Here is a 24,742-nt window from a genome sequence, read left to right on the forward strand (position 1 = left end):
CCATTTGATTATGAATCTAACGCTATCAGCCAAGCAATGGGTGGCGATCGGGATTGTGTTGATGACGCAATCCTCGCGGATCGTGCATTCACAGGTCATTGCATTTGCGTCGATGCCGGCCAAGCAGCATACTTCGCTAGGTCAGGAAATGAAGCTCAAGAATGTTTTGCTGGATCTTCAGAGACACTATGGGGTAGAAATCATTTTCGAAGACCGCCTGGTAGGCTCTGTGAATGTCGCTTCCAGCAACCTGGATTTTAACCAGCCGATCGAGAAAAACCTCGATGTGCTGTTGCGGCAGAACGGTCTGAAATATAAAAAGACAAGAAAAAACACATTCGTCATTACGGAAAGCAAATCAAAGGAAGCGACGCCGGTGAGGGAAAGCAAGGACGAGGCGATGGCGCTGCCGGAGGGGCAGATGATCCAGGAAAACCTGACCGCACCGGCACTGGTAACCCAGGCGGCCGTTGACAGGACGATCAAAGGGACTGTCTCGGACGAAAAAGGAGCTTCGCTCCCGGGCGTGAGCGTGGTCCTGAAAGGTACCCAACGCGGTACTTCCACCGGCGCGGCCGGTGATTTCAGTCTGGAAATTCCGGATGGCGGTCAGCCCGTACTGGTTTTTAGTTTTGTAGGCTACAAATCGCAGGAGGTGGCGGTGGGAAACCAATCGGCGCTGACGGTAAATCTGGGGCCGGATGAAAATGCACTGGAAGAGGTGGTGGTAGTGGGCTATGGTACGGTTAAGAAATCTGACCTTACAGGCGCAGTCGGTACGATCAAGGCCGATGTATTGCAGGAACGCCCGGCTTCTTCGCTGAACCAGGGACTTTCCGGGCGCATTACCGGGGTGAACGTATCGTCGAACTCAGGCCGTCCGGGTGGTCGTGCCAATATCCGCATTCGAGGAGCCAGCTCTATCAGTGTTTCCAACAATCCCCTTTACGTGATCGATGGGGTAATCCTGAATGCCGTAGAACTGGCAAACGGTAGTACGCCGATCGATTATCTGAACCCGAACGACATTGCATCCATCGAAGTCCTGAAAGATGCGTCTTCCACGGCGATCTACGGCGCGCGTGGTGCCAACGGGGTTATCCTTGTTACGACCAAACGCGGCACAGCCGGGGGCGGAAAAGTTACCTATGACACGGATTTCAGTATTGGTATAGCCCCCAAAAAACTGCCTGTTTTGAATTCGAAAGAATTTTTGCAGGTGGAGGAAACCATTTACGCCAATGCGGCCAAATATGACCCCGTAGGTTGGGCAACCGGAACCAAATACACCGATCCCAAGCTGAAACGGACTAACCCGTTGCTTTTTGACTCGAACGGCAACCCATTGTACGACACCGATTGGCAGAAAGAGACTTTCCAAAAGGCATTTACCCAAAACCATCAGCTTGGTTTCACAGGGGGTAACGAAAAGGGCAGCTTCGGAGCATTCCTCAACTATCGTAATGAGGACGGTATTATCAAGGATTCGTGGCAGAAACGTTTCGCGGGCCGTTTTGTATTTGATTCACAAATCAAAAGCTGGCTGAAAGTAGGCGGTACGCTGGGCTACACCGACCAGAACGAGAAGCAAATTGATCAACTTGGCGGCGGGGGTATTACAGCTATGCGCCAGGTGCTGGAAGCATTGCCGATCATCCCGGTAAAATATCCCGACGGCAAATGGGCCAGTAACCGCGATTACCCAGGAATGGAAGGTGGCGACAGTCCGCTCCGCGTGGTGGCCGAACGCCTCTATTTCCTGAAAACACAAACCATGTTGGGTAATATGTATGCCAACATCCGCCTTGCCGACGGGCTGGAATTACGTTCTACCGTAGGCGCGAACGTGATCAACCAGCGTAATGATTACTTCGCAGCAGCCGGACTTCAATACATTTCCAGTAATGGCGACGCGTCGGTGAGCAGTAGCCGGTACAATTCATGGCAGTTTGAGAATTACCTCACCTACTTCAAAGACTTTGGCAAGATCCATTCGATTAACGCGATGCTCGGTTTGTCGTGGCAGCACGTGGATCGTTTCGATAACGTAGCCCGCAGCCAGGTTTTTACGGACACTTATTTCCAATATAACAACCTCGGCGCAGGAGCAACGGCGCTCGCGCCCAGCTCGGCCGCAACGGCTTACGGTCTGAACTCCTACTTCGCGAGGATCAATTACAGCCTGATGAACAAGTACCTGGTTACATTCACAGGCCGTCTTGATGGCTCGTCGAAATTCGGGGATGCCAACCGGTACGCGTTCTTTCCTTCCGCGGCGTTGGCATGGCGTGTGAACGAAGAAGAATTCCTGAAAAATTCAAATTCGATTTCCAACCTGAAAATCCGTGCGAGCTACGGTGCTACCGGTAACTCGGAAATTCCCGCCTACCGCGCGCTTGCAGGTTTGGCAAGCTCTGATGTGATCTTCGGAGGAACCCGTAACATCGGTATCGGTGTAGGCCGGATGTCGAACTCCAACCTGCAATGGGAGAAAACACAACAGGTGGATTTGGGTATAGAGCTGGGCTTGTTCCAGAACCGTGTCAGCTTCGAATTGGACCTGTATCGCAGGAAAGTGAACGAGATGTTGCTGGATGCACCGCTTCCTTTGAGCAGCGGCTATGCAAGTATCTTTACCAATATTGGCAGCATGGAAAACAAAGGCTTCGAGTTTGCGGTCAACTCTACCAATATCAAAGCGGGTGATTTCTCTTGGAGCACTACATTCAATATTTCGGTAAACAAAAACAAGGTACTGGCGCTGTCGGGTGGTAGCGATATCTTCTCGGGGGCTACGGTAATCCGTGTAGGCGAGCCGGTGGGTTCAATGTTCGGACGGGTACACGAAGGTATCTGGTCAACAGCTGAGGCTGAGCAGGCGAAAAAATACAATATGCTGCCTGGTGACGTGAAGTACAAAGACCTGAACAACGACGGCACGATCAACGATAACGACCGTACAATCATTGGTAAAGGTATTCCTGATGGCTTCGGTACATTCCTCAACACATTCAACATCAAACAATGGTCATTGACGGTTGATTTGCAATACATGTACGGCAACGACGTGCTCGACAGAAGTATCCACTCGGCTGAGGATCGCCAGGGTATCGCGAACAGCTATAAAACCGTGTTGAATGCCTGGACAGAAACCAACCAGAACACAACAATCGCGCAGATCCGCCCGATCAATGCTTACTACACGACCAACAACGACAGCCACAAGGTAACTGACGCATCGTTTATCCGTGGCCGGAACCTGTTGCTGGCTTATGTGTTCCCGTCGCACATCGCATCGAAAATGAAACTGGAACGTTTGAGGGCTTATGCATCCGTTCAGAACTTCTTTGTAACAACCAAATACAAAGGTTACGACCCTGAGGTTTCGAACTCCGGATCGCCTTTCGACCAGGGATTTGGTTTGTATGACTATCCGAAGCCAAGAGTATTCATGCTCGGCCTGAACATCGGTTTATAACAATATTGACTCTTACCGAAAGTAACAATGACAATCATATCAAAGAAAATCGGCTTGCTCGCTATGCTGAGCTTATTTGGGGCGACGGGATGTTCCGACTTCCTGGAAGAGTCGGATCCCAGTAACTTTACCGAAGAGAACTATTTCACCCAGCCTGCGCACGCACGCAGCTCCGTAAATGCAATCTATACGCCTTTGCGCGAGCCTATGAACAGCGGTTTCGGCGGCGGTGCGTGGATGATGCCCGAATTCGGGACTGGTTTGGCCGGTACCGACCTTGGCCAGGCAGTGAACAGCTATTTTATCAAAGATCTCCGGAATACTTCCGATAATGGCTACGGGCAAACGTACTGGACCCAATATTACAAAGGTATTGCCGGTGCTAACCTGTCGCTTGCGAAGATCCCCGGCATTACCATGGATGCTGCCGAAATGAAGAAGGTGCTTGGTGAGGCTTATTTCCTCCGTGCATTCTATTACTTTCAGCTCGTGCAGATGTTCGGAAACATCCCGCTTGTGACGGCGCCGGTTAACCTGCAATCCGATCAATTGCGTCCCGCAGCGGCCACGCCGGAGGCGGTTTACAACCAGATCGTGGAGGATTTGAAAGCAGCGGAGGCATCCGGGCTTCCGATGACCGAAAACAGTGGTAAGGTGACGCTCGGGGCTGTAAAATCGCTGTTGGCGAAGGTGTATCTCACCATGGCAGGGTATCCGTTGCAAAAAGGCGCTGCGTATTATGATCTGGCCGCTAAGAAAGCAGAGGAAGTGATCGATTCGAAGGCATTCAAATTGTTTACCACCTACGACGACCTGCATAACCCGGCCAAGAAGAACATTGAAGAGAATATCTTCATGATCCAGTACAAAACCCAGCTGATCCCTTCCAACTGGCAGGTTTCCATTATCCCTTATAACAAAAATATCTCTGCCTATTCCGATGAAACAGGCGGTATTTACGCGACGGGCGATTTTGTGAAGTCTTTCGAAGCGGGCGATTTGCGGGCAAAGGAGAAGCAATTCTTTTTCACCAAATTCACCAATGAAAGCGATCGTAACAAGGTGGTGGATCTTGGAGGTTATTTTATTTACAAACACTTTGATAACGTAGCCCAAACCAGCAGCGCGAACAGCGATCTCAACTGGCCGGTGATCCGTTATGCCGATGTACTTCTGATGTACGCGGAAGCGTCCAATGAGGTTGGAGGCCCCTCTGCCAAAGCTTATGAGGCGGTGAACGCGATCCGTACCCGTGCGGAGCTGCCTGCGCTCGCCGGTCTTACCAAAGACACATTCCGCGAGGCGGTGTGGGCAGAACGCTGGCATGAGCTGTGCTTCGAGAACATCACCTGGTTCGATATGGCGCGTCTACGTAAGGCGTACAATGTTACCACCAAGAAGTTTGATAACTACGTGGGGCACAAGTTCTCTTACGGACCTACGTTGACGGAGCGCGAATTGCTGTTCCCTATTCCAACGGCCGAAATACGGAATAATACAAATCTGGATCAGAACAAAGGATATTAGCAGAACAGGTTAACCATTAAACTCAGTTAGTTTAATAGTAGATAGTAAACAAGATAGGCCGCCGGAGATTTCCGGCGGCCTATTTGCATGATAGGTATTTTGGGTTATTTAATTGATTTCAAATCCTTTCCCGCAATATCTTCCCAGCGGTAGAGGTGGAAGGTCTTATCGTCGCTCATGGCTACGAACAGGCCGTTGCGGAATTGAGCATTGAGGGGAAGGGAAGCGACGTCGGAGCCGTCGCTGTGACTGGCTTTGACGGTTACTTTTCTTAACAATGGATGTTCGTTGGGTTTGCCGGATGTCCCTTCCCTCGGAAAGATCTGGAAACTGTTGGCGCCCTGGTCCGAAACGAGGATGTAGCCGGTGCTGTCGGTAAGATGGTAAATGGAAATGCCTTCATGGTCTTCTGTAAAACCCGTCGTGGCGAACAGCGCCAGTTCTTCATTACCTTTTTCAGGATCGGCATAGTATTTGCGGACGCCACTGCCTTCATCGGAATAATACACATAGCCCAGCTGGTCGTCGACGGCGATGGCTTCGATCTCTTTCAAACCACTGTATTTCCCGAATTTACGGACGAGCGATGCTTTGACCTGGCCCTTTCCGTCGTCTTCCAGCCGGTATTGCCAAAGGTAAGTCCCATCGGTGGGTCCCGATTTGCGGCCCACAATAGCGTAAATTTTGCCTGATTTGTTTTTGTAAAGAGCGATACCCATCAAATCACGCACATTTTCGCCTGTTTCTCCTACAAAAACCTCTATGCCGCCGTTGTCGATGGGTTTCATATCAGGCACGCTGTAAATGCGGAGCTTGTGGGTGAAGCGCTCGGTGGTAACGGCAATATCCGTAGGCTTTCCGCTAAGGCTCAGGCCGTATTCAATATCCACATTATCCGGGCGTTTGAGGCCGGTTACGCTTTTGTCACGTTGTATCTTGCCTTGCAGGTCGAAGACGTACAAGCCGCCGTCCTGGTCTTTATCTGTGCCTATAATCAGGCTTTGGGCCGCGTCGGCAGGGTTGATCCAGATCGCGGGGTCGTCGGTATCATGCGCAACCGTGTCGGTGATGAAAACCGGCTGGATGATCGAGCTGATAGTGTCGGCCTTGGCGGATTGGATCGGCGTGCTGTTGTTGGATTGGCAGGCCACAAGTGATACGGCCAGGCCGATGGCCGGGAGAAAGAATGTTTTCACTGGTTTAGAATTGATTTACGCGATGTCATGTTGAGCGAAGTCGAAACATCGTGCGTGATGCCTTCGACCGCCCGGCGGCCCGGTTCGCTCAGGCTGACAATACTGTCACGCGCGCTCAGGCCGGCAATGCCGTTATGCCTGGTACACTTATCTGAATGAAATTACTTGGTTCCCAAAGCCCCGATGTAGTCGGCAGGAGCGGGGGATTTGTAGGTTACACCGTTGATGACGAGGCCTTCTGCGTAGAGGCGGGTGAAACTGGTTTTTCCTTTGCCGAGAGCAGGTGAACCGGCTTGCAAGTGGAAGTCCCACGCGCTGTTGAAAGTGGCGTTTTTGTTGTCGGTGGTCAATGGGTAGTTCACGAATTTAGGATCATTATCGCCTACTTTCACCGAAATGAGGTCATTCGAGCCTTTCAGAATTTCTACCGACGGCTGGAATTGCTTTACGCCTTCTTCGGTTGCACCATAATACAACGTGTTGTTAATCACCGAACGGTTGTCCACCGACTTATCTACATTCTCTTTCTTGATTCCAAAGCGGTCGTTGGCAAGCAGGTTGTTATAAAGATCAGCGCGAACACCTTTTTCCAGCCATATTGAACCGCCTTTGGTAGTAGGTCTTCTCCAACCTGCATTAATGATTGTGTTATTATAACCCACGACATAGGCCTGCGGCGTGCGATCACCCGAGTTCGAGAGTTTCAATGCGTTGGTATTGGGGCTGTACACCACATTGAAAGCGACATCGGCCTGCACACCCGATTTAATATTGATCGCGTCGCCGCCCGATACGCCAGTCGTATTGAAGGTATTGTTGGCGATGATCACCTTTCCACCCTCGATATAAAAACCGTCTTCATTAAAATTGCGGATAGTGCTGTTCACAACCACCAGCTTGCCACTGATATTGGAATAATAAATAACCGGCACGTGCTCACCGGGAAGTGCTTTGTACAATTTTGCTTTAACGGATGGAGATTCGTCGGTCGTTACCGCACCACCGTATTCGAGGATAGTGTTGCTCATGACGAATTCGGCCGAAGTGGGAGCGGCGATTAGTCCGCCCCAAAGGTTGCCGAAGAGGTTTCCAGTGGTTTTCCATGCATCGGGCACGGTGAATTTCACGGGCGCTGCGGCAGTTCCGAGGCTGTACAGGTTGCCTTTTACCACCACTTCCGGCTTGATCACCGAGTCGCTGAAAAGTACCGTCACGCCTTCTTCAATGGTGAGCGATTTGCCTTCCGGGATTTGAATGTGGCCGGTCACTTTGTAGGTATTGCCTTTGGTCCAGGTGCCGGAAACTTCTCCGGATACCGATTCTTCGGTCGGCTTGTTGTCGATAGGAGTGAGCTCCGATTTGTCGTCGCTGCAACCGGTGATCAGGAATGCGGCAAGCGCAGAAAGCATGAATAGCTGTTTCATTTTGGATTGGTTCATGAGATTTAAAATTTTGATGACTGATTAAAACTTGTATCGTGCGCCGAGCAGGTAGGAGCGCTGGTAACGGTCGCGGCGGATGAGCGTCTTACCGGGCAGGTCTTGATTCGGGATATTGGCATTGGAAGCGCTGGTATTCTTCATGAAAACTTCCATCGGCGTGTCGAGGAGATTATTGGCTTTCAGGAACACACCGAGGCCATTACGGAATGTCTTTTCAATGGAAGCATCCATTTGAACGAAGCCTTTCTGCCAAAGGTCATTGTCGATAAACTGCGAAACGGTATTGATCCGGTCGCCTGTGTAGCCGCCCGCCAGCTGCGCGTCGATGCCGTTTTTCTGGCTTTTATAGAGTATCGAAAGGTTGGCCACATGCGCCGATTGTCCGTAAAGCGGCCGCGTTTGCTCAACGTTGATCGTTTCCAGGTCGCCGCTCTCGTTGCGTATGCGCTTGGATTTGGGCGTGGTAATGCGCGAATGCGTGTAGGTATAGTTGACCTTGATCCCGAACTGCTTCACATATTTGATATAATCGATTTCCAGCCCGTAGTTCCTGGCATTCCCGAAATTGCCCGGCGAGTAATAAATGTCCTGTCCGCGCACAGCGTCGCGTTGGAGGGTATATTCAATCGGGTCTTTGATCATTTTGTAAAAAACACCCACCATAAACTGCTCCGAAACGCGTGGAAAGAGCTCGTAGCGCAGATCGATATTGTCGGCAACTGCGCGTTTCAGGCCGGGATTGCCACGTTCCTGGTACTCTTCGTTTACAATGCGGTAGGGTACGATTTCGAAGAAACCCGGGCGGTTGATCGAACGGAAGTACGAGGCCCGCAGGTTAATATGTTCCTCGGGTTTGTATTTCAAATGCAGGCTTGGAAGAATATCCGTGTATTTCTGGTTGCCATTCGGCCGGTCTTCACCGATCGGGAAGAGCATCGAATAACCCTGGTTGGTGTTCTCCGCACGCACGCCACCGAGCATTTCCAGGTTTTTTGTTTCAGCTTTAAATTGTAGAAAACCCGATTTGATCTGTTCGCTCGCATCGTAGGTCAATGCACTCCCTACCGATCCGCGCGGGTTCTGGATCGTCCAGCGGATCTGTGTATAATCGGTGAAATCCTTTCCGTATTCCGCAAACGGGTCGGCAGGACGGAGTTGGTAGTTGTTGTAAAAGTTGGAGCGGGATTTGTCGCGGAACAAGCCGCCGGCAGTCCATTCTACTTGTGTTGCGCCTATGGTTGTGTTGTAGGTTAAATTCAGGTAGCCCGACAGGTCACGGTCGGAGTTGTGCTCCCACCGGCGCGATGCATCGCCTACGGTTGTTTTTCTCTCCTGAAAATGCTGCATTATGCCGGTTAGCGGCACGGTAACATTGTCGGGAACCTCATTGATGGCTTTGGAATACACCGCCGACCATTGCAATGCGAGCGCATCGGCCAGCTGGTGCTTGCCTTGTAATGTGCTGTTGAATATCTGCTGTCTGGTCAGCCGGGAGCGGGTTGAATAGCTGAGTGTCGCATTGCCCGCCACCGGATCGTAGCCACCGATGGTCAGTTGGGTGGATTTTACATCCCGTACCTGTACATTCGTGAGGTTCATGAACGCATTGTAGAACTGGATTTTATGCCTCTCATTCACCCGGTAATCTATTTTAGAATGCAAACCATACCGGATCTGCTGCTCCGAATATTTCCGCTCGCTCATTTTGGTGAGTGCTTCGCCGCGCAGGGTATCGACGGTCTCCGAATCGAAAAAGAGACTGTTGCTGCCGCGGTGGGTGTTTTGGTAGCTTCCGGCGAGCAGGACACCCAGCTTGTCTTTTAAAAAGCGGTTCCCGACCGCAATGCTTCCCAGCAGGTTGGGAGCGGGTGTTTTGAGCTTGTAATTAACAGCCGCCGTCGAAAAATCGGCTGGGGTTGCATTGTACTGGTTGCCATTCCGCTCGTAAGGGGATTTCGACTGGATGCTCCGAAATTCGTAACCCATGAATTTCCGGTCCATAAACAGCTCGTTATAGCCGGTCGAGACGTTTGCCGAGAAAGTAAACTGGTCCGGCGCGTCTTTCATCACCATATTCACGGCTCCGCCGATCGCGTCGCCTTCCATGGCAGGTGTCAGGGCCTTGTAAACTTCAAGCCGGTCGAGAAGGTCTGAGGGAAAAATATCCAGCGGCACATAGCGGTATTTGTTATCCGGGCTTGGGATCTTTACCCCATTCACAAGGGTATAATTGTAGCGTTTGTCCATACCGCGCAAGATCGCGTATTGGCCGTCACCATTGCTGTTGCGTTCGATGGAAATGCCGGAAATACGCTGAATCACGTTTGCAACGGTGAGGTCAGGGGAAATCTGGATGGTTTTGCCGGAAACGATATTCATGACCTGGATCGCATTGCGCTCCATGAGGCGGGCGGTGTTGTCGCTCGCGCCATCGCGCTTGCCGGTGATGGCCACTTCGTCGAGTTTAAGGCTCTCCGCAGCTTCGAGTGTTAAATCCAGCCGCACTGTTTCATTGCCGTCGATCGCAAATTCCTTTTGCATCGGTGCATAGGAAATATGCCGGATGCTGAGCCGGTAAGAACCTTTTTGGAGATTGGAAATGGAGAACGAACCATCAAGCCCTGAAATATCATGCAGGTTGGTGCCTTCAACGGAGATCACCACACCCAATGCGGGCTCGCCGGTGGATGCTTCAAGCAGCTTGCCTTTAAGCGTCCCGGCATAGCTGGTGATGGTAAAAAGGATTGGAAGGATATGGAAGTAGTAACGGATCATCGCATCAAAAGTCTGAGTAAGTGCCGGCGGTCGTTCCGGTTGACGATGCGAAGGTGTGCAGAACAATATCAGCGATCCAAATCAGCCCCGTTAACAAAAGGGCAACAGTGCGTTTCGGGGCGTTACATCAAGGCAACAAGTGCGAGAAATTTATCATAATGTATTAATAATCAGGTATTTGAGTCCAATATTAATGGCATTATGATTGCATTACCGCACTGTTAAGAAATCGTTAACCGGCTATATTGACTGAATATAGGCCGAAAGATTGTCCCCTGCGGCGAGGTTCAGTTTCTTGCGCAGGCGGTGGCGGATCACGCGCAGGCTGTCCTGCGAAATGCCTAGGAGCGTGGCGATGTCGGTAGAAGTAAGGTTCATTTTGATCAATGCAATCAGTCGCAGGTCGTTGGCGGTAAGTGGGCCGGTTTGCTGTTGGAGCCGGTCAAAAAACGACTGGTGCACCTGCTCGAATATGCCCCGGAATTCTTCCCAATGCTGGTCGTCCTGCAAGCCCTCGCCGATCTGTTCTGACAGCGCTTTGATCTGCTTCCGCTGGTCGCGCTTGTCGTCTTTGATCATCTCGTCTAGCTTTGTTCGGAGGTCTTCCAGGAGCTGGTTTTTGCGGATCACGTGCAGGGTATAGCTGCTCAACTCCTGTGTTTTGGTTTCGAGCTGTTGTTTAAGGTGCTCTTCTTCCAGTTTCTTGTTCTTTAATTCAACTTCCATCAACTGGTTTTGCGCCTCGTACACCTGCTTGTGCTGGGCGCGGAGCTTTTGTTCGTTCCGGATTTTAAGGCGTTGCCGGCTGATAATCAATACAGCTACTGCGATAACCAATATGACTACAATGCCCGTAGCAATGGAAATCAGCGTGTCGATGCGCCGGGCCTGGGTCAGTTGTTCAATTTCATTGTCCTTCTTCTCAATTTCATACAGCGTTTGCAGCAAAGCGAGCTGCTTGTTGCTTTCTTCGGAGTAAATATCATTGAGCAGGCTGCGGCTCAGCGTGAGGTAGTGAAATGCGCTGTCGTTGCGGGCGAGGAGGTTATAGGCTTTGGCAATATCATTATACGCGCTCGAAATCAGGTAACGCTCGCCGCTGGTTTGGGCGAGTTTCAAACTTTGCACACTATAAGCCAATCCTTCTCGGAACCGGCCGGTTTTACGAAGTACATCGCCCAGGTTGTTGACCACCTCCACCTGCGCACGGGTGTTACGCGTCTGCGTGTTGAGCGTGTAGGCTTTGTTGAAATAAAAATAGGCGGAGTCGTATTTTTCGAGGTCTTCGTAAATGCTGCCAATGTTCTCGTAAATCTTCGCGGCGCCGTCGGTTTGGCGGTCGAGCTGGTAGGATTGCAGGGCCTTGTGCTGGAAATAGAACGCGCTGTCATACATTTCCCGCTTTTCGTAAAGATGGCCAATCCGCCCGTAAATTTCCGCCTTACCTGATTCTTGTTTGAGTTTTTGATAGATGATCAATGCCTCATCATACTGCTTCCGGGCCAGTTGGGGCCTGCGGGTCCGGTAATAGAGCTCTCCCAGCATATTCAGGTTCCCGGCCAGCATCTTTTGCTGGTCGCGGGTGCGGAATAACTTCTCGGCTTGAAGCAGATAGTCGAGCGACTGCGGGTAATGCCCCGAGATGAAAAGCAGCCTGCCGATTTGCTGCAAGTAACCCGCGGCTTCCATCTCGTTATTTTTTCTCACGGCGGCATGGTAGCTTGCCTTCAAACCAATCAGTAACGAATCCGGATTTCGAGGACCTGCATAAACGTTATAGTCGGGCGCCCTGAAACCGGTTTGAGCAAATGCGTTTTTAACAAACGTGCAGGATATCGCGGTTATCCAGAACAAAAGCAGGATAATACGGGGCAGGATAGGAGGGGGCGAATGCTTCTTGGCGCGGCCGGTTTGCATGGCAGAAAGCGCTGGTTAATTTCATGCAATTTACGGCGGTGTACCTGCATGAATGCCAAAAGCCATTGAAATACATCAATGGCTTTTGAAAATTAATATTGAGGTAACATGAGTGTTAGTCTCAGATGAACCGGTTGATCAGGTTTTCCAGGTATTCCTGTTTGCCGGAAGTCGTCGCAGGCTCGCCTTTGGTAGCAGCCAGATCGAAAAGGTCTTCCAGTTTCAGGGCACCTTTTTCGAAATCTGCACCTTTGCCGCTATCGAAGCTTGCGTAGCGGTTCTTGCGGATCTTGTCGTAGTCCCCGTTTTGAATGATCTTGTCGGCTATCACCAATGCACGGGCAACCGTGTCGATACCGCCGATGTGTGCGTGGAATACATCATCTACATCGGTTGAGTTGCGACGACGTTTCGCGTCGAAGTTGATACCACCACCCTGCAATCCGCCTGCATTCAGGATCACGATCAATGCGCGGGTCCATTCGGCGATGTCGTTCGGGAACTGGTCGGTGTCCCAGCCGTTCTGGTAATCGCCACGGTTGGCGTCGATCGACCCCAGGATACCTGCGTCGGCGGCTACCTGCAATTCGTGCTCGAACGTGTGACCCGCCAATGTAGCGTGGTTTACTTCAAGGTTCAGGCTGAAATCGGCCAACAAATCGTGCTGACGAAGGAAACCGATCACGGTTGCTGCGTCGTAGTCATATTGGTGCTTGGTAGGCTCGCAAGGTTTCGGTTCGATGAAGAATTTACCTTTGAAACCATTTGCACGGGCATAGGCTACGGATATTTTCAGCATCTGTGCGAAGTGCTCCTGCTCGCGTTTCATATCGGTATTCAAAAGGCTCATATAGCCTTCGCGACCTCCCCAGAACACGTAGTTTTCGCCGCCCAATGCGATGGTAGCGTCCAAAGCCATTTTTACCTGAGCACCAGCGTGAGCAACCACGTCGAAGTCAGGGTTGGTGGAAGCGCCGTTCATATAGCGGTGGTGACTGAAAAGGTTAGCAGTTCCCCAAAGGAGTTTCACACCGGAAGCTTTTTGCTTTTCACCCAAATAGGCTGTCAAAGCTTGCAGGCGCTTTTCGTTGGTACGCACATCGTCGGCGTAATCCACCACGTCTACATCGTGGAAGCAGTAGTAAGGCAGGCCCAGCTTGGTAATGAATTCGAATGCCGCATCAGCCTTGTCTTTTGCACGGTCTACCGCGTCAGGTTTTTTGTCCCATGGGTAGAAAAGCGTTGGTCCGCCAAATGGGTCCAGACCAGCACCGCAGAATGTATGCCAGTAAGCCACCGCAAAGCGCAGGTGCTCCTTCATTGTTTTGCCGGCGATAACGCGGTTTTCGTCATACCAGCGGTAAGCCAGTGGGTTGTCGCTTTCCGGGCCTTCGAAAGAGATCTTTCCGATACCCTTAAAATACTCCTGTTCTCCGAGTAGAATGCTCATTTTAATGTAGTTAATCGTTTTTCTAATGCTTTAACAAACCGGCTGATGCAATCCGGGGAGAACAGCATCCTCCCATTCCTCCATCCTCCTTTCTACCTTAATAATTTAATAAGTGTAGAATTGACATTTCATACTGCAATACTATCACTTTTTTCTGAAAAATTTGCAGCACCCACAAAAAAGAGGAGCAGATTTAATTTCTGCTCCTCTTAAAATGAAATTTTTAATCGATCTGATCAGAAGAATTTCGCGCGGTGATCTTCGATTTTCGCGTTCTCGCGAATGGCTTCGTTCACCAGGTACGACATGCGGCTTTCCAGAGATTGGGTCAGCTGTGTTTTGTACTGCGTGAAGTCGGCGATTTTAGGAGCATCGGTTTTATTAACCAGTTCCATAATGAATACGCCGTTTTCTCCTGTGAATACGCCCGATTTCTGCCCGGCTTTCAAACCGAATGCTTTTCCAAGCGCGATAGGATCGAAACCTGCGCTGGTCAGGAAGCCTGTTGCCAGTGAAATGTCGTTGGCCGATTCAACCAATGCACCAGCACCGTATTTTTTCGCGATGTCTTCGAGTGATCCGGTCGCACCTTTCAACTTCGCAGTAATCTGCTCAGCCTTGATCTGGTTGCGTACTTTAGTCGTCAGTTCGTCGCGGAAATCGTCCACTTTTACATCTTTGGCATCCGATTTGCCTGTCAGAACAGCCACCACATATTGCTCTTCGGTTTCGAATACCGGCGACACATTCGAAGGCTTGGTGTCGGTTTTGAACGCCCATCTTACGATATCGCGTGCATTCTGGATCGCGTTGATGTTCGTAGCAGACTCAGGAATGCGGTTTGCATTGGCAAGGACAAGGGCTTTGTTTTTCTTAACAGCTTCTTCGAACTGCTCGCGGCTTTTCACAGCATTCGCAAATTCGTCGGCTCTTCTGTATGCTTCGTCACGTGTAGCCTGGCTTGGAGCAATGGTCTTGCCAATTGTCGCAATGCGGTACAGTGTATTTGATTTAGGGGCAGTAACCTTGATAATGTGGAAACCAAACTGGCTTTCTACCAGATGTGGGATCAGGCCGGGAGCACTTGCCGAGAACACAGCTTCTTCAAATGGCTTCACCATTGCGCCGTTGTTCTGGAAGTAACCCAGGTCACCGCCGCGTTGTGCCGAACCGGGATCAGCGCTGGACGTTGCAGCCAATGCTTCGAAGTTAGCACCTGCTTTAATCTGCGCAAGGATGCCTTCCGCTTTCACACGTGCAGCCGTTTTCGCTGAGTCCGACTGGTTTTCAGCACGGATCAGGATGTGGCTTGCTTTGGCAGAAGCAACGGTATCGGAACGGGTTCCGCCGTATTTGTAGATATAATAGGTATTTCCTTCGCGGTAAGGTCCGTAAACACCACCTGGTACAAATGTCTTCACCGCTTCTTTCAACTGGTCGCTCATGGTAGCGTACGACTGGTTGATCGGCGTCGGGATATCGCTGTTCATCGCGGCAAATGCAGAGTCGCTTTGTGCCGTGGCAAGGCCGCGTGCAAGTTCTTTGATCTCGGTATACAAGGCTGCGCTGTCGTCTTTCGCAGGCTGAACCGGGAACGTTACGTACTCGATAGAGCGGGTGTCTGTTCCTTTATATTCTTTCTTGTGCGCGCTCAGGTATTCTTCGAGCTGTGCGTCGGTTACTTTAACGGTAGTATCTACAACCGAGAAATAGGGTACATACAGGTAGCGGAGATTGGCTTTGGTATTTTGCGCTACGTACTCTTTTTCAGATTGTGCTTTCGGAATGTACGTCGATAGGCGAAGCATATTTTCATATTTCGCACGGGTACGCTCTTCGCGAAGGCTTTTCTCAAAATTCTCCCAGGATTTTTGTTGTTCCAAAGGAAGTGTTTTGAGATTTTTCAGGTAATTGATCACCGCGTTCTTGTCGAAACGGCCGGTAGTAGGGTCTGAAAATGCTTGCAGAATTGATGGGCTGATGTGGTTGCCCTGTACCATATCGTAGAGTTCTTCGTCAGTTACCGCCAGTCCCAGTTTGTCGTACTGCTTTTTGTAAGCAATATCCACCACGAACTGATTCCAGGCCTGATCCCTCAAAGAAGCCAGCTCGCCTTCGTTCAGGCTGCGGCCCGACTGTGCTTCGTAGTTTTGACGAAACCCATCCACCCGGCTTTGAAAATCTTTGATATTAATTTCTTTCCCGGCAATCTCTCCCACTGTTTGGTTGTCGTTGCCGCCCAAGAGGGAATTAGGGCCCAGCAAATCGCCTCCAACCATAAAAAGAATTAAACTGATAGCGATAACCGTGACAGCTATCCCGGATTTTTCTCTGATTTTGTTAATTAAAGCCATTTTCTCGATTCAAATTAGTGCGCAAAATAAAAAGTTTTCTTGATGGAATGCAAGAGCTTACATTCCTATTTGCAATTATTGGCAACATCCGGACGTTGCGCGACGGACCGGAATGAGCAAGAGAGCGGTTTTTAAGCTTTAATGCATGTGTTTCAGATTGAAAGCGTAGAGGATCGCCATAAAAATACTGAAAAATACTCCGGCCATGGCGGTAATGACGCCCATCCAGCCGCCGATCATCAGTAACGGCGCAGCAAATGCGACGGCCATGCCGCCCAGATACAGGTAAAAACCCCTCCGTTGAAGGTTCCACATCAGATAGGCCGCGTAAAGCGAAAGGGATTCGAAAATGAGCATGATAATGGCGCCGGTCTTGATATTCTCAGCCGTAGTCTGCTCGATGACCGCTTCAAACATCTTGTCCATCGTCTTGGCTTCGGCGGTATTGCCCTGGTGTTCCAGGTTTTCACGGACAGCCTCAAACGTTTCGCGGGTTTTATCGGCAGTTATGCCCGGGTTCCAGAGCCTTTCGGACTGGGTCCAAAGACCCGAAACGGCACTCATAAAAGTAAGGAAACACAAAACGGTAAGGAACGTGGGACGATTCACAGGTGCACTCATTCAGTTGGATACAGATCAGCAGGTTTTCTGATGAAGGATGTAAAATTTGTCGTTTTCAGTGAAAACACCAAAGGCATTTGAATATTCTTCCTGTCGGCCTACATTTGTCATTTTTTAATCCAATTAAAACTCAAACTTTCTAACAAACAGTACCTATGAGCCTTCAAATTCTGACTGAACGCATTGCAAATATCCTGGGAACCGAAAGCGGACTGGATGCCACAGCCAAATTTGTAACCGACGAAGGAGTCCTGTTTGTCGATGGAAAATCCGTGCCCAACAGCGTTTCCAACACCGATGGTGAAGCCGATTGTACTTTCGAAGTTTCGGTGAAAAATGCGTTGAAGCTCATTGACGGCGATCTCAACGCGATGATGGCCCTCATGACCGGTAAGTTGAAAATAGATGGCGATATGGGCGTTGCCATGAAGATCGCAGAAACCTTCGGACGCCGATAGTAGGCTTTCAAGCCGGGTGCCTTTTCTTCGATACCATCTGTTTTCAACAAACGATCACACGAGCATGGACAATCAGGAAAAGGTATCCGGAATTGCTACTAAAAGAAGGAATTTTATAAAAGCCAGCGCATTGGCCGCGGGCGGTATCATGATCGTCCCACGCCACGTGCTGGGGCGGGGCTTCGTCCCTCCGAGCGACAAGCTCAACATCGCGGCCGTCGGTTGCGGCGGTAAAGCCGACTTCAATATCAAGCAGGCATTTAATAATGGTACCGAAAATATCGTCGCGCTTTGCGATGTCGACGACCGCCAATCCGAAAAGTACCGCAAGCAATTCCCCAACGCCCCTTATTATAAGGATTACCGCAAGATGTTCGAGAAAGAGGCGAAGACATTCGATGCCGTCATCGTCACCACGCCCGATCACATGCATTACCCTGTCGCGATTGCCGCGATGGAGCTCGGGAAGCATGTTTATGTTGAAAAGCCTTTGACCAAAGACATTTGGGAAGCCCGGATGCTTACCGAAGCCGCCAAAAAATACAAGGTGGTAACCCAAATGGGCAACCAGGGCAGCAGCAGCGATGGTACCCGCAATACCGAAGCGCTCGTGCAGTCGGGTGCGATCGGCGATGTGCATACGATCGAGGTATGGACCGACAGGCCCGTTTGGCCGCAGGGCGTGAAATCGCCGAAAGACAAGGGAGAGTCGCAACCGGTTCCTGCCGGCGTCGACTGGGATTTGTGGCTTGGTGCCGCACCAAAAAGAGATTATCACGAAGCCTACATGCCGTTCCGCTGGCGCGGCTACTGGGACTTCGGCACCGGCGCATTGGGCGATATGGGCTGCCATTTCCTCGACGTGCCTTTCCGCGCATTGAAGCTCGGTTACCCGACGTCCGTGGAATGCAGCGTCGGCTCCGTTTATGCTGATTTCTTCCAGCAGGCATTTTTCGATGACGTGGCGCCGCCTTCGGCCAATATCCATTTAAAATTCCCTTCCAAAACACCGGGCAAAGAAATCAACCTGAACTGGTATGACGGCGGAATGCGTCCGCAGCTCCCTGACGGCTGTGACTACAATACTGTTTTTGGCAGTGTTGATGGAGGGATATTGTTTATTGGTACAAAAGGCATTATCAGTGCGGAAATGTTCGGGGAAAATCCCAGACTATGGCCTGAGAAGAAATTTGCGAACGTCCGGATCGCTACTAAGCCCCGTGCATTGGTGTCGGGCGGCTGGGAAGGGCATCAGCAGCAATTCGTTCAGGCTTGTAAAAAAGGTTACGGGACTTATACCAGCTCGTCATTCGACCAGTCGGGGCCATTGACGGAGATTGTGCTCATGGGTAACCTGGCCGTGCGTTCCTACCTGCACCGCGAAGCCAAAGCGGATGGTAAAGGTTTCACATTCCCTGGTCGCCAACGCTTGATGTGGGATGGCGCTAATATGAAGATTACCAACTTTGATGTGGCAAACCGGTTTGTGAAGAGGGAGTATCGGACGGGGTGGTAGGTGATTTTTGTGTGGAAACGGCATTGCCACCCTGAGCGGGCGGCCCCGTCCGCTCAGGGTGGCAAAACGCATTACAACTCCAATTCCCGCAGATACATCTGGATCGTATTTTCCAGTCCTATATATAATGCATCGCAGATCAAAGCGTGCCCAATGGAAACTTCGTCCATCCAGGGAATACTTTGTTTGAGGAAATGCAGGTTGTCGAGGCTAAGGTCGTGGCCGGCATTTAAGCCTAAACCTACTTCGCGGGCTTTTTCAGCAGCTTTTACAAATGGCAGCACAGCTTTCTGGCGGTTTTCAAAATAACCGGCTGCAAAGGGCTCGGTATAGAGCTCCACGCGATCGGCGCCGCAGATTTTTGCACCTTCCACCATTCTTTCATCCGGATCGACGAAAACAGACACACGGATTCCGGCCGATTTGAATGTGCCTATCAGGTCTGTCAGAATGGAACGGTGGGTGATGGTATCCCAGCCTGCATTGGAAGTGATAGCGCCCAATGCGTCCGGAACGAGCGTTACCTGATCCGGCTTGTTGGCCAGAACCAGCTCCACGAATTTTTTTTCCGACGGGTTGCCTTCGATATTGAACTCGGTGGTAACCAGTTCGCGGAGGTCGTACACATCCTGGTAACGAATGTGTCGCTCGTCGGGCCGGGGGTGTACGGTTATGCCTTGCGCCCCGAACCGCTCGCAGTCCAGCGCTACTTTCAATACATTAGGATTGTCACCGCCACGGGAATTGCGAAGGGTGGCGATCTTGTTGATGTTGACGCTAAGACGGGTCATGGGAATTTAATGATTGAATGATTGAATGACTGAATGATTGAATGATTGAATGACTGACCGGGTCGCCGGCGCGATGATTGAATGTGTGCTTAGCTAATATGTGAATTTATGAATTTAAAAAGCCAGGTATGGTCAGAAGGTCATTGGTGTGTGGCCGGATCGCCGGAGCGAAGTGTGAGTTTTGATTCTTTGAGATGAGTTTTCAAGTGAATTACTAACTTTGCCGGTCTGTTACAAATTTAGCATTCGAGTGTTTAAAAACACCTTCAAAGCTAAATTTTAGCCTTAATCAATATAAAAAACAACAAATGACCGAATGATGATACCAGACTAAATACTCAGTCATCGCTCCGGCGACCCGGTCGATCATTCAATCATTCAAAATTAAAGTAACGATGTCACTAAAATCCCAAGTTGAATCCGGTATCAAAGACGCGATGCGTGCCAAGGATCAGGATACATTACGTGCTTTGCGCGCGATTAAGTCGTTGATCTTGTTGGAAGAAACCAAAGGCGGCGCCAGCGGCGAGCTTTCTGTCGACGACGAACTGAAACTGCTCACCAAAGCTGCCAAGCAACGCCGAGAATCGGCAGATATTTACAAGACGCAAGGCCGCGCCGACCTTTTGGAAAAGGAAGAAGCAGAATTGGCCGTGATCGAGCAATTCCTGCCAAAGCAGTTGACCGAGGACGAAGTGAAAGCCAAATTGCAGGAAATCATCGCCCGGGTAGGTGCCGCCGGACCATCGGATATGGGCAAGGTAATGGGCGTAGCTACCAAAGAACTTGCCGGCCAGGCCGACGGCCGGGTCGTTTCCACGCTGGTTAAGGCATTGCTCGCATGAAATTACTGGATGTTCTCATCCTTCTTCCCCTGTTATGGGGCGCATTACATGGTTACCGCAAAGGCCTGCTGATCGAGATTATCGGGATTCTGGGTATGGTAGTAGCCATGGTTTTGGGTTTCAAATTCCTGGGCTTGGGGATGGAGATCCTCACGCCCTATTTCAGCGAGGGCGTCGCACGGAAAATCCTGCCTTATGTGGGTTTTTCGGCGATTTTCTTTCCTACTATTTTTCTTCTGAATCAATTCGGCTACACCATCCGGCGGTCGCTGCGGTACTCTATTCTGGGTACGTTCGATAGTTTTGCGGGTGCGATGGTGGGCGTTTTTACGTGGGTTTTCGGTATCAGCGTGTTTTTCTGGCTGGTGGACGCGATCGGCGTGAAGATCCCCGCGCACCGCACGGACGATACTTACCTGTACCCGCTGGTTGTGCCGGTAGCTCCCACGGTAATTACCAAGGGATTGTCGCTGATGCCCCAGGGCACCGACATTATCCGCGACTGGAAGCGCGATTACCTTGAAGATTGAACTTTCAAATTTCCGCGTCGGTTAAGCATTCATTATTGACTTTCAGTACCTTTGCAGAAAATTACAGTTGAATGCCCTGTGTGTTTGACAGATGACAGATTAAAATGACTACAACAGAGCAAAAGCAGGACATCCGTAAACTCAACGTCGGCCAGATCAAAACCTGGATGACCGAACACGGGGAAAAGGCTTTCAGGGCAAAACAGATATATGAATGGATCTGGAAAAAATCGGCCCATTCATTCGATGAAATGACGAACCTCTCGCTGGCCACACGCCAGCTGATGAACGAGCATTTCGTGATCCACTCGCTCGATGTTGCCAAAAAGCAGCACAGCAACGACGGCACGATCAAATCCGCATTCAAACTTTTCGATGGTAACCTCGTGGAGGGCGTGCTCATCCCCGCCGCCGACCGCATGACCGCCTGCGTGAGCAGCCAGGTAGGGTGCTCGCTCACATGCAAGTTCTGCGCGACGGGTTATATGGACCGTAAGCGTAACCTCGAAGCCGGGGAAATCTATGATCAGGTGGTGGCGATTGCACAGCAGGCCGAAAAGACGTTCAATGCGCCGTTGACCAACATTGTATATATGGGAATGGGAGAGCCATTGCTGAACTACGCCAATGTGCTCCAGTCCATTGAATACATTACTTCGCCGGAAGGACTGAATATGTCACCCAAACGCATCACCGTTTCCACGGCTGGGATTGCGAAGATGATCAAAAAGCTGGGTGACGACGAGGTGCGGTTCAGACTGGCATTGTCGCTCCATGCGGCCAATGACGAGAAACGCAACCAGATTATGCCGATCAACGAGTCGAACTCGCTCGACAACCTGGCCGAGGCATTGAACTATTTCTATAAGAAGACGGGCAACCGCATTACTTTCGAATATATTGTTTTCAACAATTTCAACGACACTTTGCAGGATGCCAAAGAGCTTTGGGAGTTTACCAAACGCGTTCCGGCCCGTGTGAACATCATTGAATATAACCCGATCGCAGAGGCAGATTTTAAGAATACTGAGGCCGACCGGTTGGATAAATTTGCCGCTTTCCTGGAAGATAGAGGGGTTTCGGTGCACGTGAGAAGGAGCCGGGGCAAGGATATCGATGCTGCTTGCGGGCAGTTGGCTAACAAAGAAACAAACTGAGGTAAGTCTGACTTAACAATTTCTTAACATTGGGTCGGTCGTTTATAAGTAGTTTTGCGTCAATAATTCAACCTATCAACTTCTTTTATGTTTGGTCTTGAAACCGACATTTTCATCCTCCTCGCATTTAGTATTTTAGCGGCCTGCGCATTCGAATTTGTCAACGGTTTTCACGATACCGCCAATGCGGTAGCGACGGTTATTTATACCAATTCCCTGAAACCGAATGTGGCGGTGGTATGGTCGGGTTTCATGAACTTTTGCGGCGTATTCTTTGGTGGGATTGCCGTGGCCATGGGGATTGTGAACCTGCTTCCCGTGGAGCTTTTGATTGATCAGAACGTCTATCACAGCGCCGCGATGGTCTTCGCATTACTTTTCAGCGCTATCATCTGGAACCTGGGCACCTGGTATTTCGGCTTGCCGAGTTCTAGCTCCCATACGCTCATCGGCTCGATCCTCGGCGTGGGTCTTGCATTTACATTAATGCCTGAAAATACCCAGGGGACCGGCGTCAACTGGTCGAAAGCACAAGAGTTGTTCATGTCACTCCTGAGCTCCCCGATCTTCGGTTTCGCCATGGCGATCATTATTATGTTTATTTTGAGAAGGTCGTTGTCCAAGCCTCTCCGCGAGATTGTATTCAGCGAACCTAAGAAAAACGAGGCGCCGCCGATCTGGATCCGCGCCATCCTGATTATTACTTGTACATTGGTGAGTTTCTTCCACGGCTCCAACGACGGGCAAAAGGGCGTAGGGCTTGTCATGCTGATCCTGATTGGTATTGTTCCTGCACATTTTGCATTAGATAATTCCAAAGATCCTATTGAAATGAAGGCCGATCTGATCGGTATCGAGCAAGCGGTGAACCGTATCGATTCGACGCGTCTTTCGATTTCGGACCGTGAGCATTTGCACACCATAAAGGGGGAGCTAACACGTTTGCAGGTGCAGATAAATCATCCGTTACCTGAACACCGCCTTCCGAAAGAAGAACGTATGGAAGCGCGCCGCTCCCTATTGCTCATCAGCCGCAATATCAAAACGATCCTCGACAACGGTCAGGCTAACCTGAATTCAACCGACTTTGCATTATTGAAGAAACAATCGGGCAGCGAACACGGCATCAGAAGATATACGGATTATGCCCCCGATTGGGTAATCCTGATGATTTCACTTTCTCTCGGACTCGGAACGATGGTAGGCTGGAAGCGGATTGTAGTGACGATCGGTGAAAAAATTGGTAAGCAGCATTTGACCTACGCACAAGGTGCTTCGGCCGAGCTTGTCGCGGCTAGTACGATCGGCGTATCGTCTTACCTGGGCCTGCCTGTAAGTACCACGCACGTGCTTTCGTCGGGTATCGCGGGTTCGATGGTGGCCAGCAAAGGGGTGAAAAACCTGCAAGGCGGTACAATCCGTAACATCGTGATTGCGTGGGTACTGACATTGCCCGTGACCATGTTGCTTTCGGGTACGCTGTACGCTTTTTTCCGGTGGGTGTTATAGGATATTCATTCATACAGGTATCAAAAAGCCGTCGGGACCGTTCCCGGCGGCTTTCGTTTTAATGCACCGGCTGCACTTTCTTTGCTTTTCATTGGTTTAATATCGTAAATTCGGCATGGATTTTAGTATTAAATAAAAGCCAATTATTCACCATAATGACTACAATTGAAGCGCAGGTTAACCGCTACGGTTATGTGACGGAGGCGATCGCGGAAGATATCGATCTGGTTGCGGAGATCAACCGCCTGAAAAAAGAAAAGAATGCGGTAATTCTCGCGCATTATTACGTGGACGCGGAAATCCAGGATCTGGCCGACTATATCGGCGACAGCCTCGGGCTTTCGCAACAGGCGGCCGCTACCGAAGCCGACATGATCGTTTTCTGCGGCGTGCACTTCATGGGAGAAACGGCCAAGATCCTCAGCCCCAATAAAAAGGTAGTAATTCCCGATCTGAATGCAGGATGCTCGCTGGCAGACTCGGCGCCTGCCGATAAGTTTGCCGCTTTCAAAGCGCAATATCCCGATCATATTGTCATCAGTTATATCAACTGCTCGGCGGAGATCAAGGCATTGACCGACATTGTCTGCACTTCTTCAAATGCATTGCAGATTGTAGAAAGTCTGCCAAAAGATCAGAAGATCATATTCGCACCGGATGCGAACCTGGGGCGCTATGTGGCACACAAAACCGGCCGTGATATGGTGCTCTGGGATGGTGCCTGTATTGTGCATATCGATATTTCACGTGAGAAACTCGCACAGCTTCGTGCGGAAAACCCCGACGCGCTGCTGATCGCTCATCCGGAATGCAAGGAAGATATTTTGAAGCAGGCCGATTATGTGAGCTCGACAACCGGTTTGTTGAAATTCGTGAAGGAATCGAGTCATGATAAATTTATCGTAGCTACCGAGGCAGGTATTTTGCACAAAATGAAGCAATCGGTGCCCGATAAAAAGCTGATCCCGGCTCCCGGCTCCGATAACAATACCTGCGCATGCTCGGAATGTCCTTATATGAAAATGAATACCCTCGAAAAGGTCTATAATGCGCTTTACTACGAGCAGCCGGAGATCTTTGTTCCAGAGGATATCCGCCTCAAAGCTTATGAATCCGTAGCGCGCATGCTGGAACTGAGCAAAGGCATCTGATTCCCGATTTAACCCTATTCCTGAA

17 protein-coding genes are annotated in these 24,742 nt (G+C 50.3%); 9 read left to right on the forward strand and 8 right to left on the reverse strand.

The window, feature by feature from the left end:
• Positions 1-10: 10 nt before the first annotated feature.
• On the forward strand, positions 11-3,478 hold the full coding sequence (locus ACTJJJ_RS13785; RefSeq protein WP_440702096.1) for a SusC/RagA family TonB-linked outer membrane protein: 3,468 nt from the start codon (positions 11-13) through the stop codon (positions 3,476-3,478).
• A gap of 27 nt (positions 3,479-3,505) precedes the next feature.
• Positions 3,506-5,005 carry a RagB/SusD family nutrient uptake outer membrane protein gene (locus ACTJJJ_RS13790; protein WP_188934261.1) on the forward strand — a complete coding sequence of 500 codons (1,500 nt, stop codon included), beginning with the start codon at positions 3,506-3,508 and terminating at the stop codon, positions 5,003-5,005.
• 104 nt (positions 5,006-5,109) lie between these two features.
• On the opposite strand, the gene ACTJJJ_RS13795 is transcribed toward ACTJJJ_RS13790, so the two are convergent.
• From ACTJJJ_RS13795 to ACTJJJ_RS13825, 7 genes are all read right to left on the reverse strand, one after another.
• Positions 5,110-6,201: a phytase gene (locus ACTJJJ_RS13795; protein ID WP_440702097.1), complete on the reverse strand. Its 1,092-nt coding sequence runs from the start codon at positions 6,199-6,201 to the stop codon at positions 5,110-5,112.
• 161 nt (positions 6,202-6,362) lie between these two features.
• Positions 6,363-7,625, reverse strand: coding sequence for a right-handed parallel beta-helix repeat-containing protein (locus tag ACTJJJ_RS13800; protein WP_440702098.1), 1,263 nt, complete (start codon positions 7,623-7,625; stop codon positions 6,363-6,365).
• 39 nt (positions 7,626-7,664) lie between these two features.
• Positions 7,665-10,418, reverse strand: a complete 2,754-nt coding sequence (locus ACTJJJ_RS13805) for a TonB-dependent receptor domain-containing protein (protein ID WP_440702099.1) — start codon at positions 10,416-10,418, stop codon at positions 7,665-7,667.
• Between the two features lie 240 nt (positions 10,419-10,658).
• Positions 10,659-12,335, reverse strand: a complete 1,677-nt coding sequence (locus ACTJJJ_RS13810; protein WP_440702100.1) for a tetratricopeptide repeat protein — start codon at positions 12,333-12,335, stop codon at positions 10,659-10,661.
• 121 nt (positions 12,336-12,456) lie between these two features.
• The gene (gene xylA / locus ACTJJJ_RS13815; RefSeq protein ID WP_426293010.1) at positions 12,457-13,785 is read right to left on the reverse strand and encodes a xylose isomerase; all 1,329 of its coding nucleotides are present in this window, start codon (positions 13,783-13,785) and stop codon (positions 12,457-12,459) included.
• A 236-nt stretch (positions 13,786-14,021) separates the two neighbouring features.
• The gene (locus ACTJJJ_RS13820; RefSeq protein ID WP_188934251.1) at positions 14,022-16,139 is read right to left on the reverse strand and encodes a peptidylprolyl isomerase; all 2,118 of its coding nucleotides are present in this window, start codon (positions 16,137-16,139) and stop codon (positions 14,022-14,024) included.
• 138 nt (positions 16,140-16,277) lie between these two features.
• The gene (locus ACTJJJ_RS13825; protein ID WP_440702101.1) at positions 16,278-16,760 is read right to left on the reverse strand and encodes a hypothetical protein; all 483 of its coding nucleotides are present in this window, start codon (positions 16,758-16,760) and stop codon (positions 16,278-16,280) included.
• Positions 16,761-16,915: 155 nt separating this feature from the next.
• Between ACTJJJ_RS13825 and ACTJJJ_RS13830 the strand changes: the two genes are divergently transcribed.
• Both ACTJJJ_RS13830 and ACTJJJ_RS13835 read left to right on the forward strand, forming a co-directional pair.
• Entirely contained in the window at positions 16,916-17,218 is a 303-nt protein-coding gene (locus ACTJJJ_RS13830; RefSeq protein ID WP_426293012.1) for an SCP2 sterol-binding domain-containing protein, read from the forward strand.
• A 64-nt stretch (positions 17,219-17,282) separates the two neighbouring features.
• A complete protein-coding gene (locus tag ACTJJJ_RS13835) occupies positions 17,283-18,734 on the forward strand; it encodes a Gfo/Idh/MocA family protein (protein ID WP_440702102.1) in 1,452 nt (483 codons plus the stop codon).
• 71 nt (positions 18,735-18,805) lie between these two features.
• Here the strand turns inward: ACTJJJ_RS13835 and ACTJJJ_RS13840 are convergent, their stop codons facing one another.
• The gene (locus ACTJJJ_RS13840) at positions 18,806-19,525 is read right to left on the reverse strand and encodes a pyridoxine 5'-phosphate synthase (RefSeq protein WP_188934245.1); all 720 of its coding nucleotides are present in this window, start codon (positions 19,523-19,525) and stop codon (positions 18,806-18,808) included.
• Positions 19,526-19,920: 395 nt separating this feature from the next.
• Between ACTJJJ_RS13840 and ACTJJJ_RS13845 the strand changes: the two genes are divergently transcribed.
• The 5 genes from ACTJJJ_RS13845 (at position 19,921) to nadA (ending at position 24,717) form a co-directional block, all read left to right on the forward strand.
• Complete coding sequence (locus ACTJJJ_RS13845; protein WP_188934243.1) at positions 19,921-20,370, forward strand: GatB/YqeY domain-containing protein; 450 nt, start codon at positions 19,921-19,923, stop codon at positions 20,368-20,370.
• On the forward strand, positions 20,367-20,900 hold the full coding sequence (locus ACTJJJ_RS13850) for a CvpA family protein (RefSeq protein ID WP_188934241.1): 534 nt from the start codon (positions 20,367-20,369) through the stop codon (positions 20,898-20,900). The genes ACTJJJ_RS13845 and ACTJJJ_RS13850 overlap by 4 nt, the downstream gene beginning before the upstream one ends.
• A gap of 104 nt (positions 20,901-21,004) precedes the next feature.
• Positions 21,005-22,057: a 23S rRNA (adenine(2503)-C(2))-methyltransferase RlmN gene (gene rlmN / locus ACTJJJ_RS13855; RefSeq protein WP_188934239.1), complete on the forward strand. Its 1,053-nt coding sequence runs from the start codon at positions 21,005-21,007 to the stop codon at positions 22,055-22,057.
• Positions 22,058-22,144: 87 nt separating this feature from the next.
• On the forward strand, positions 22,145-23,566 hold the full coding sequence (locus ACTJJJ_RS13860; RefSeq protein ID WP_440702103.1) for an inorganic phosphate transporter: 1,422 nt from the start codon (positions 22,145-22,147) through the stop codon (positions 23,564-23,566).
• 155 nt (positions 23,567-23,721) lie between these two features.
• A complete protein-coding gene (gene nadA / locus ACTJJJ_RS13865) occupies positions 23,722-24,717 on the forward strand; it encodes a quinolinate synthase NadA (RefSeq protein ID WP_426293014.1) in 996 nt (331 codons plus the stop codon).
• The last annotated feature ends 25 nt before the right edge of the window (positions 24,718-24,742 follow it).

The sequence above is a fragment of the Dyadobacter sp. 22481 genome, from assembly GCF_052044875.1.
In the GTDB taxonomy this organism is placed as follows: Bacteria; Bacteroidota; Bacteroidia; order Cytophagales; family Spirosomataceae; genus Dyadobacter; species Dyadobacter endophyticus.

What these genes read in the sequence shown, in the direction of transcription:
- ACTJJJ_RS13835 (WP_440702102.1), top strand. Translation starts at nt 17,283, where the DNA reads ATGGACAATCAGGAAAAGGTATCCGGAATTGCTACTAAAAGAAGGAAT.
- ACTJJJ_RS13840 (WP_188934245.1), bottom strand. Translation starts at nt 19,525, where the DNA reads ATGACCCGTCTTAGCGTCAACATCAACAAGATCGCCACCCTTCGCAAT.
- ACTJJJ_RS13830 (WP_426293012.1), top strand. Translation starts at nt 16,916, where the DNA reads ATGAGCCTTCAAATTCTGACTGAACGCATTGCAAATATCCTGGGAACC.
- ACTJJJ_RS13790 (WP_188934261.1), top strand. Translation starts at nt 3,506, where the DNA reads ATGACAATCATATCAAAGAAAATCGGCTTGCTCGCTATGCTGAGCTTA.
- xylA (WP_426293010.1), bottom strand. Translation starts at nt 13,785, where the DNA reads ATGAGCATTCTACTCGGAGAACAGGAGTATTTTAAGGGTATCGGAAAG.
- ACTJJJ_RS13850 (WP_188934241.1), top strand. Translation starts at nt 20,367, where the DNA reads ATGAAATTACTGGATGTTCTCATCCTTCTTCCCCTGTTATGGGGCGCA.
- ACTJJJ_RS13810 (WP_440702100.1), bottom strand. Translation starts at nt 12,335, where the DNA reads ATGCAAACCGGCCGCGCCAAGAAGCATTCGCCCCCTCCTATCCTGCCC.
- ACTJJJ_RS13845 (WP_188934243.1), top strand. Translation starts at nt 19,921, where the DNA reads ATGTCACTAAAATCCCAAGTTGAATCCGGTATCAAAGACGCGATGCGT.
- ACTJJJ_RS13805 (WP_440702099.1), bottom strand. Translation starts at nt 10,418, where the DNA reads ATGATCCGTTACTACTTCCATATCCTTCCAATCCTTTTTACCATCACC.
- ACTJJJ_RS13785 (WP_440702096.1), top strand. Translation starts at nt 11, where the DNA reads ATGAATCTAACGCTATCAGCCAAGCAATGGGTGGCGATCGGGATTGTG.
- ACTJJJ_RS13825 (WP_440702101.1), bottom strand. Translation starts at nt 16,760, where the DNA reads ATGAGTGCACCTGTGAATCGTCCCACGTTCCTTACCGTTTTGTGTTTC.
- nadA (WP_426293014.1), top strand. Translation starts at nt 23,722, where the DNA reads ATGACTACAATTGAAGCGCAGGTTAACCGCTACGGTTATGTGACGGAG.
- ACTJJJ_RS13820 (WP_188934251.1), bottom strand. Translation starts at nt 16,139, where the DNA reads ATGGCTTTAATTAACAAAATCAGAGAAAAATCCGGGATAGCTGTCACG.
- ACTJJJ_RS13860 (WP_440702103.1), top strand. Translation starts at nt 22,145, where the DNA reads ATGTTTGGTCTTGAAACCGACATTTTCATCCTCCTCGCATTTAGTATT.
- ACTJJJ_RS13800 (WP_440702098.1), bottom strand. Translation starts at nt 7,625, where the DNA reads ATGAAACAGCTATTCATGCTTTCTGCGCTTGCCGCATTCCTGATCACC.
- rlmN (WP_188934239.1), top strand. Translation starts at nt 21,005, where the DNA reads ATGACTACAACAGAGCAAAAGCAGGACATCCGTAAACTCAACGTCGGC.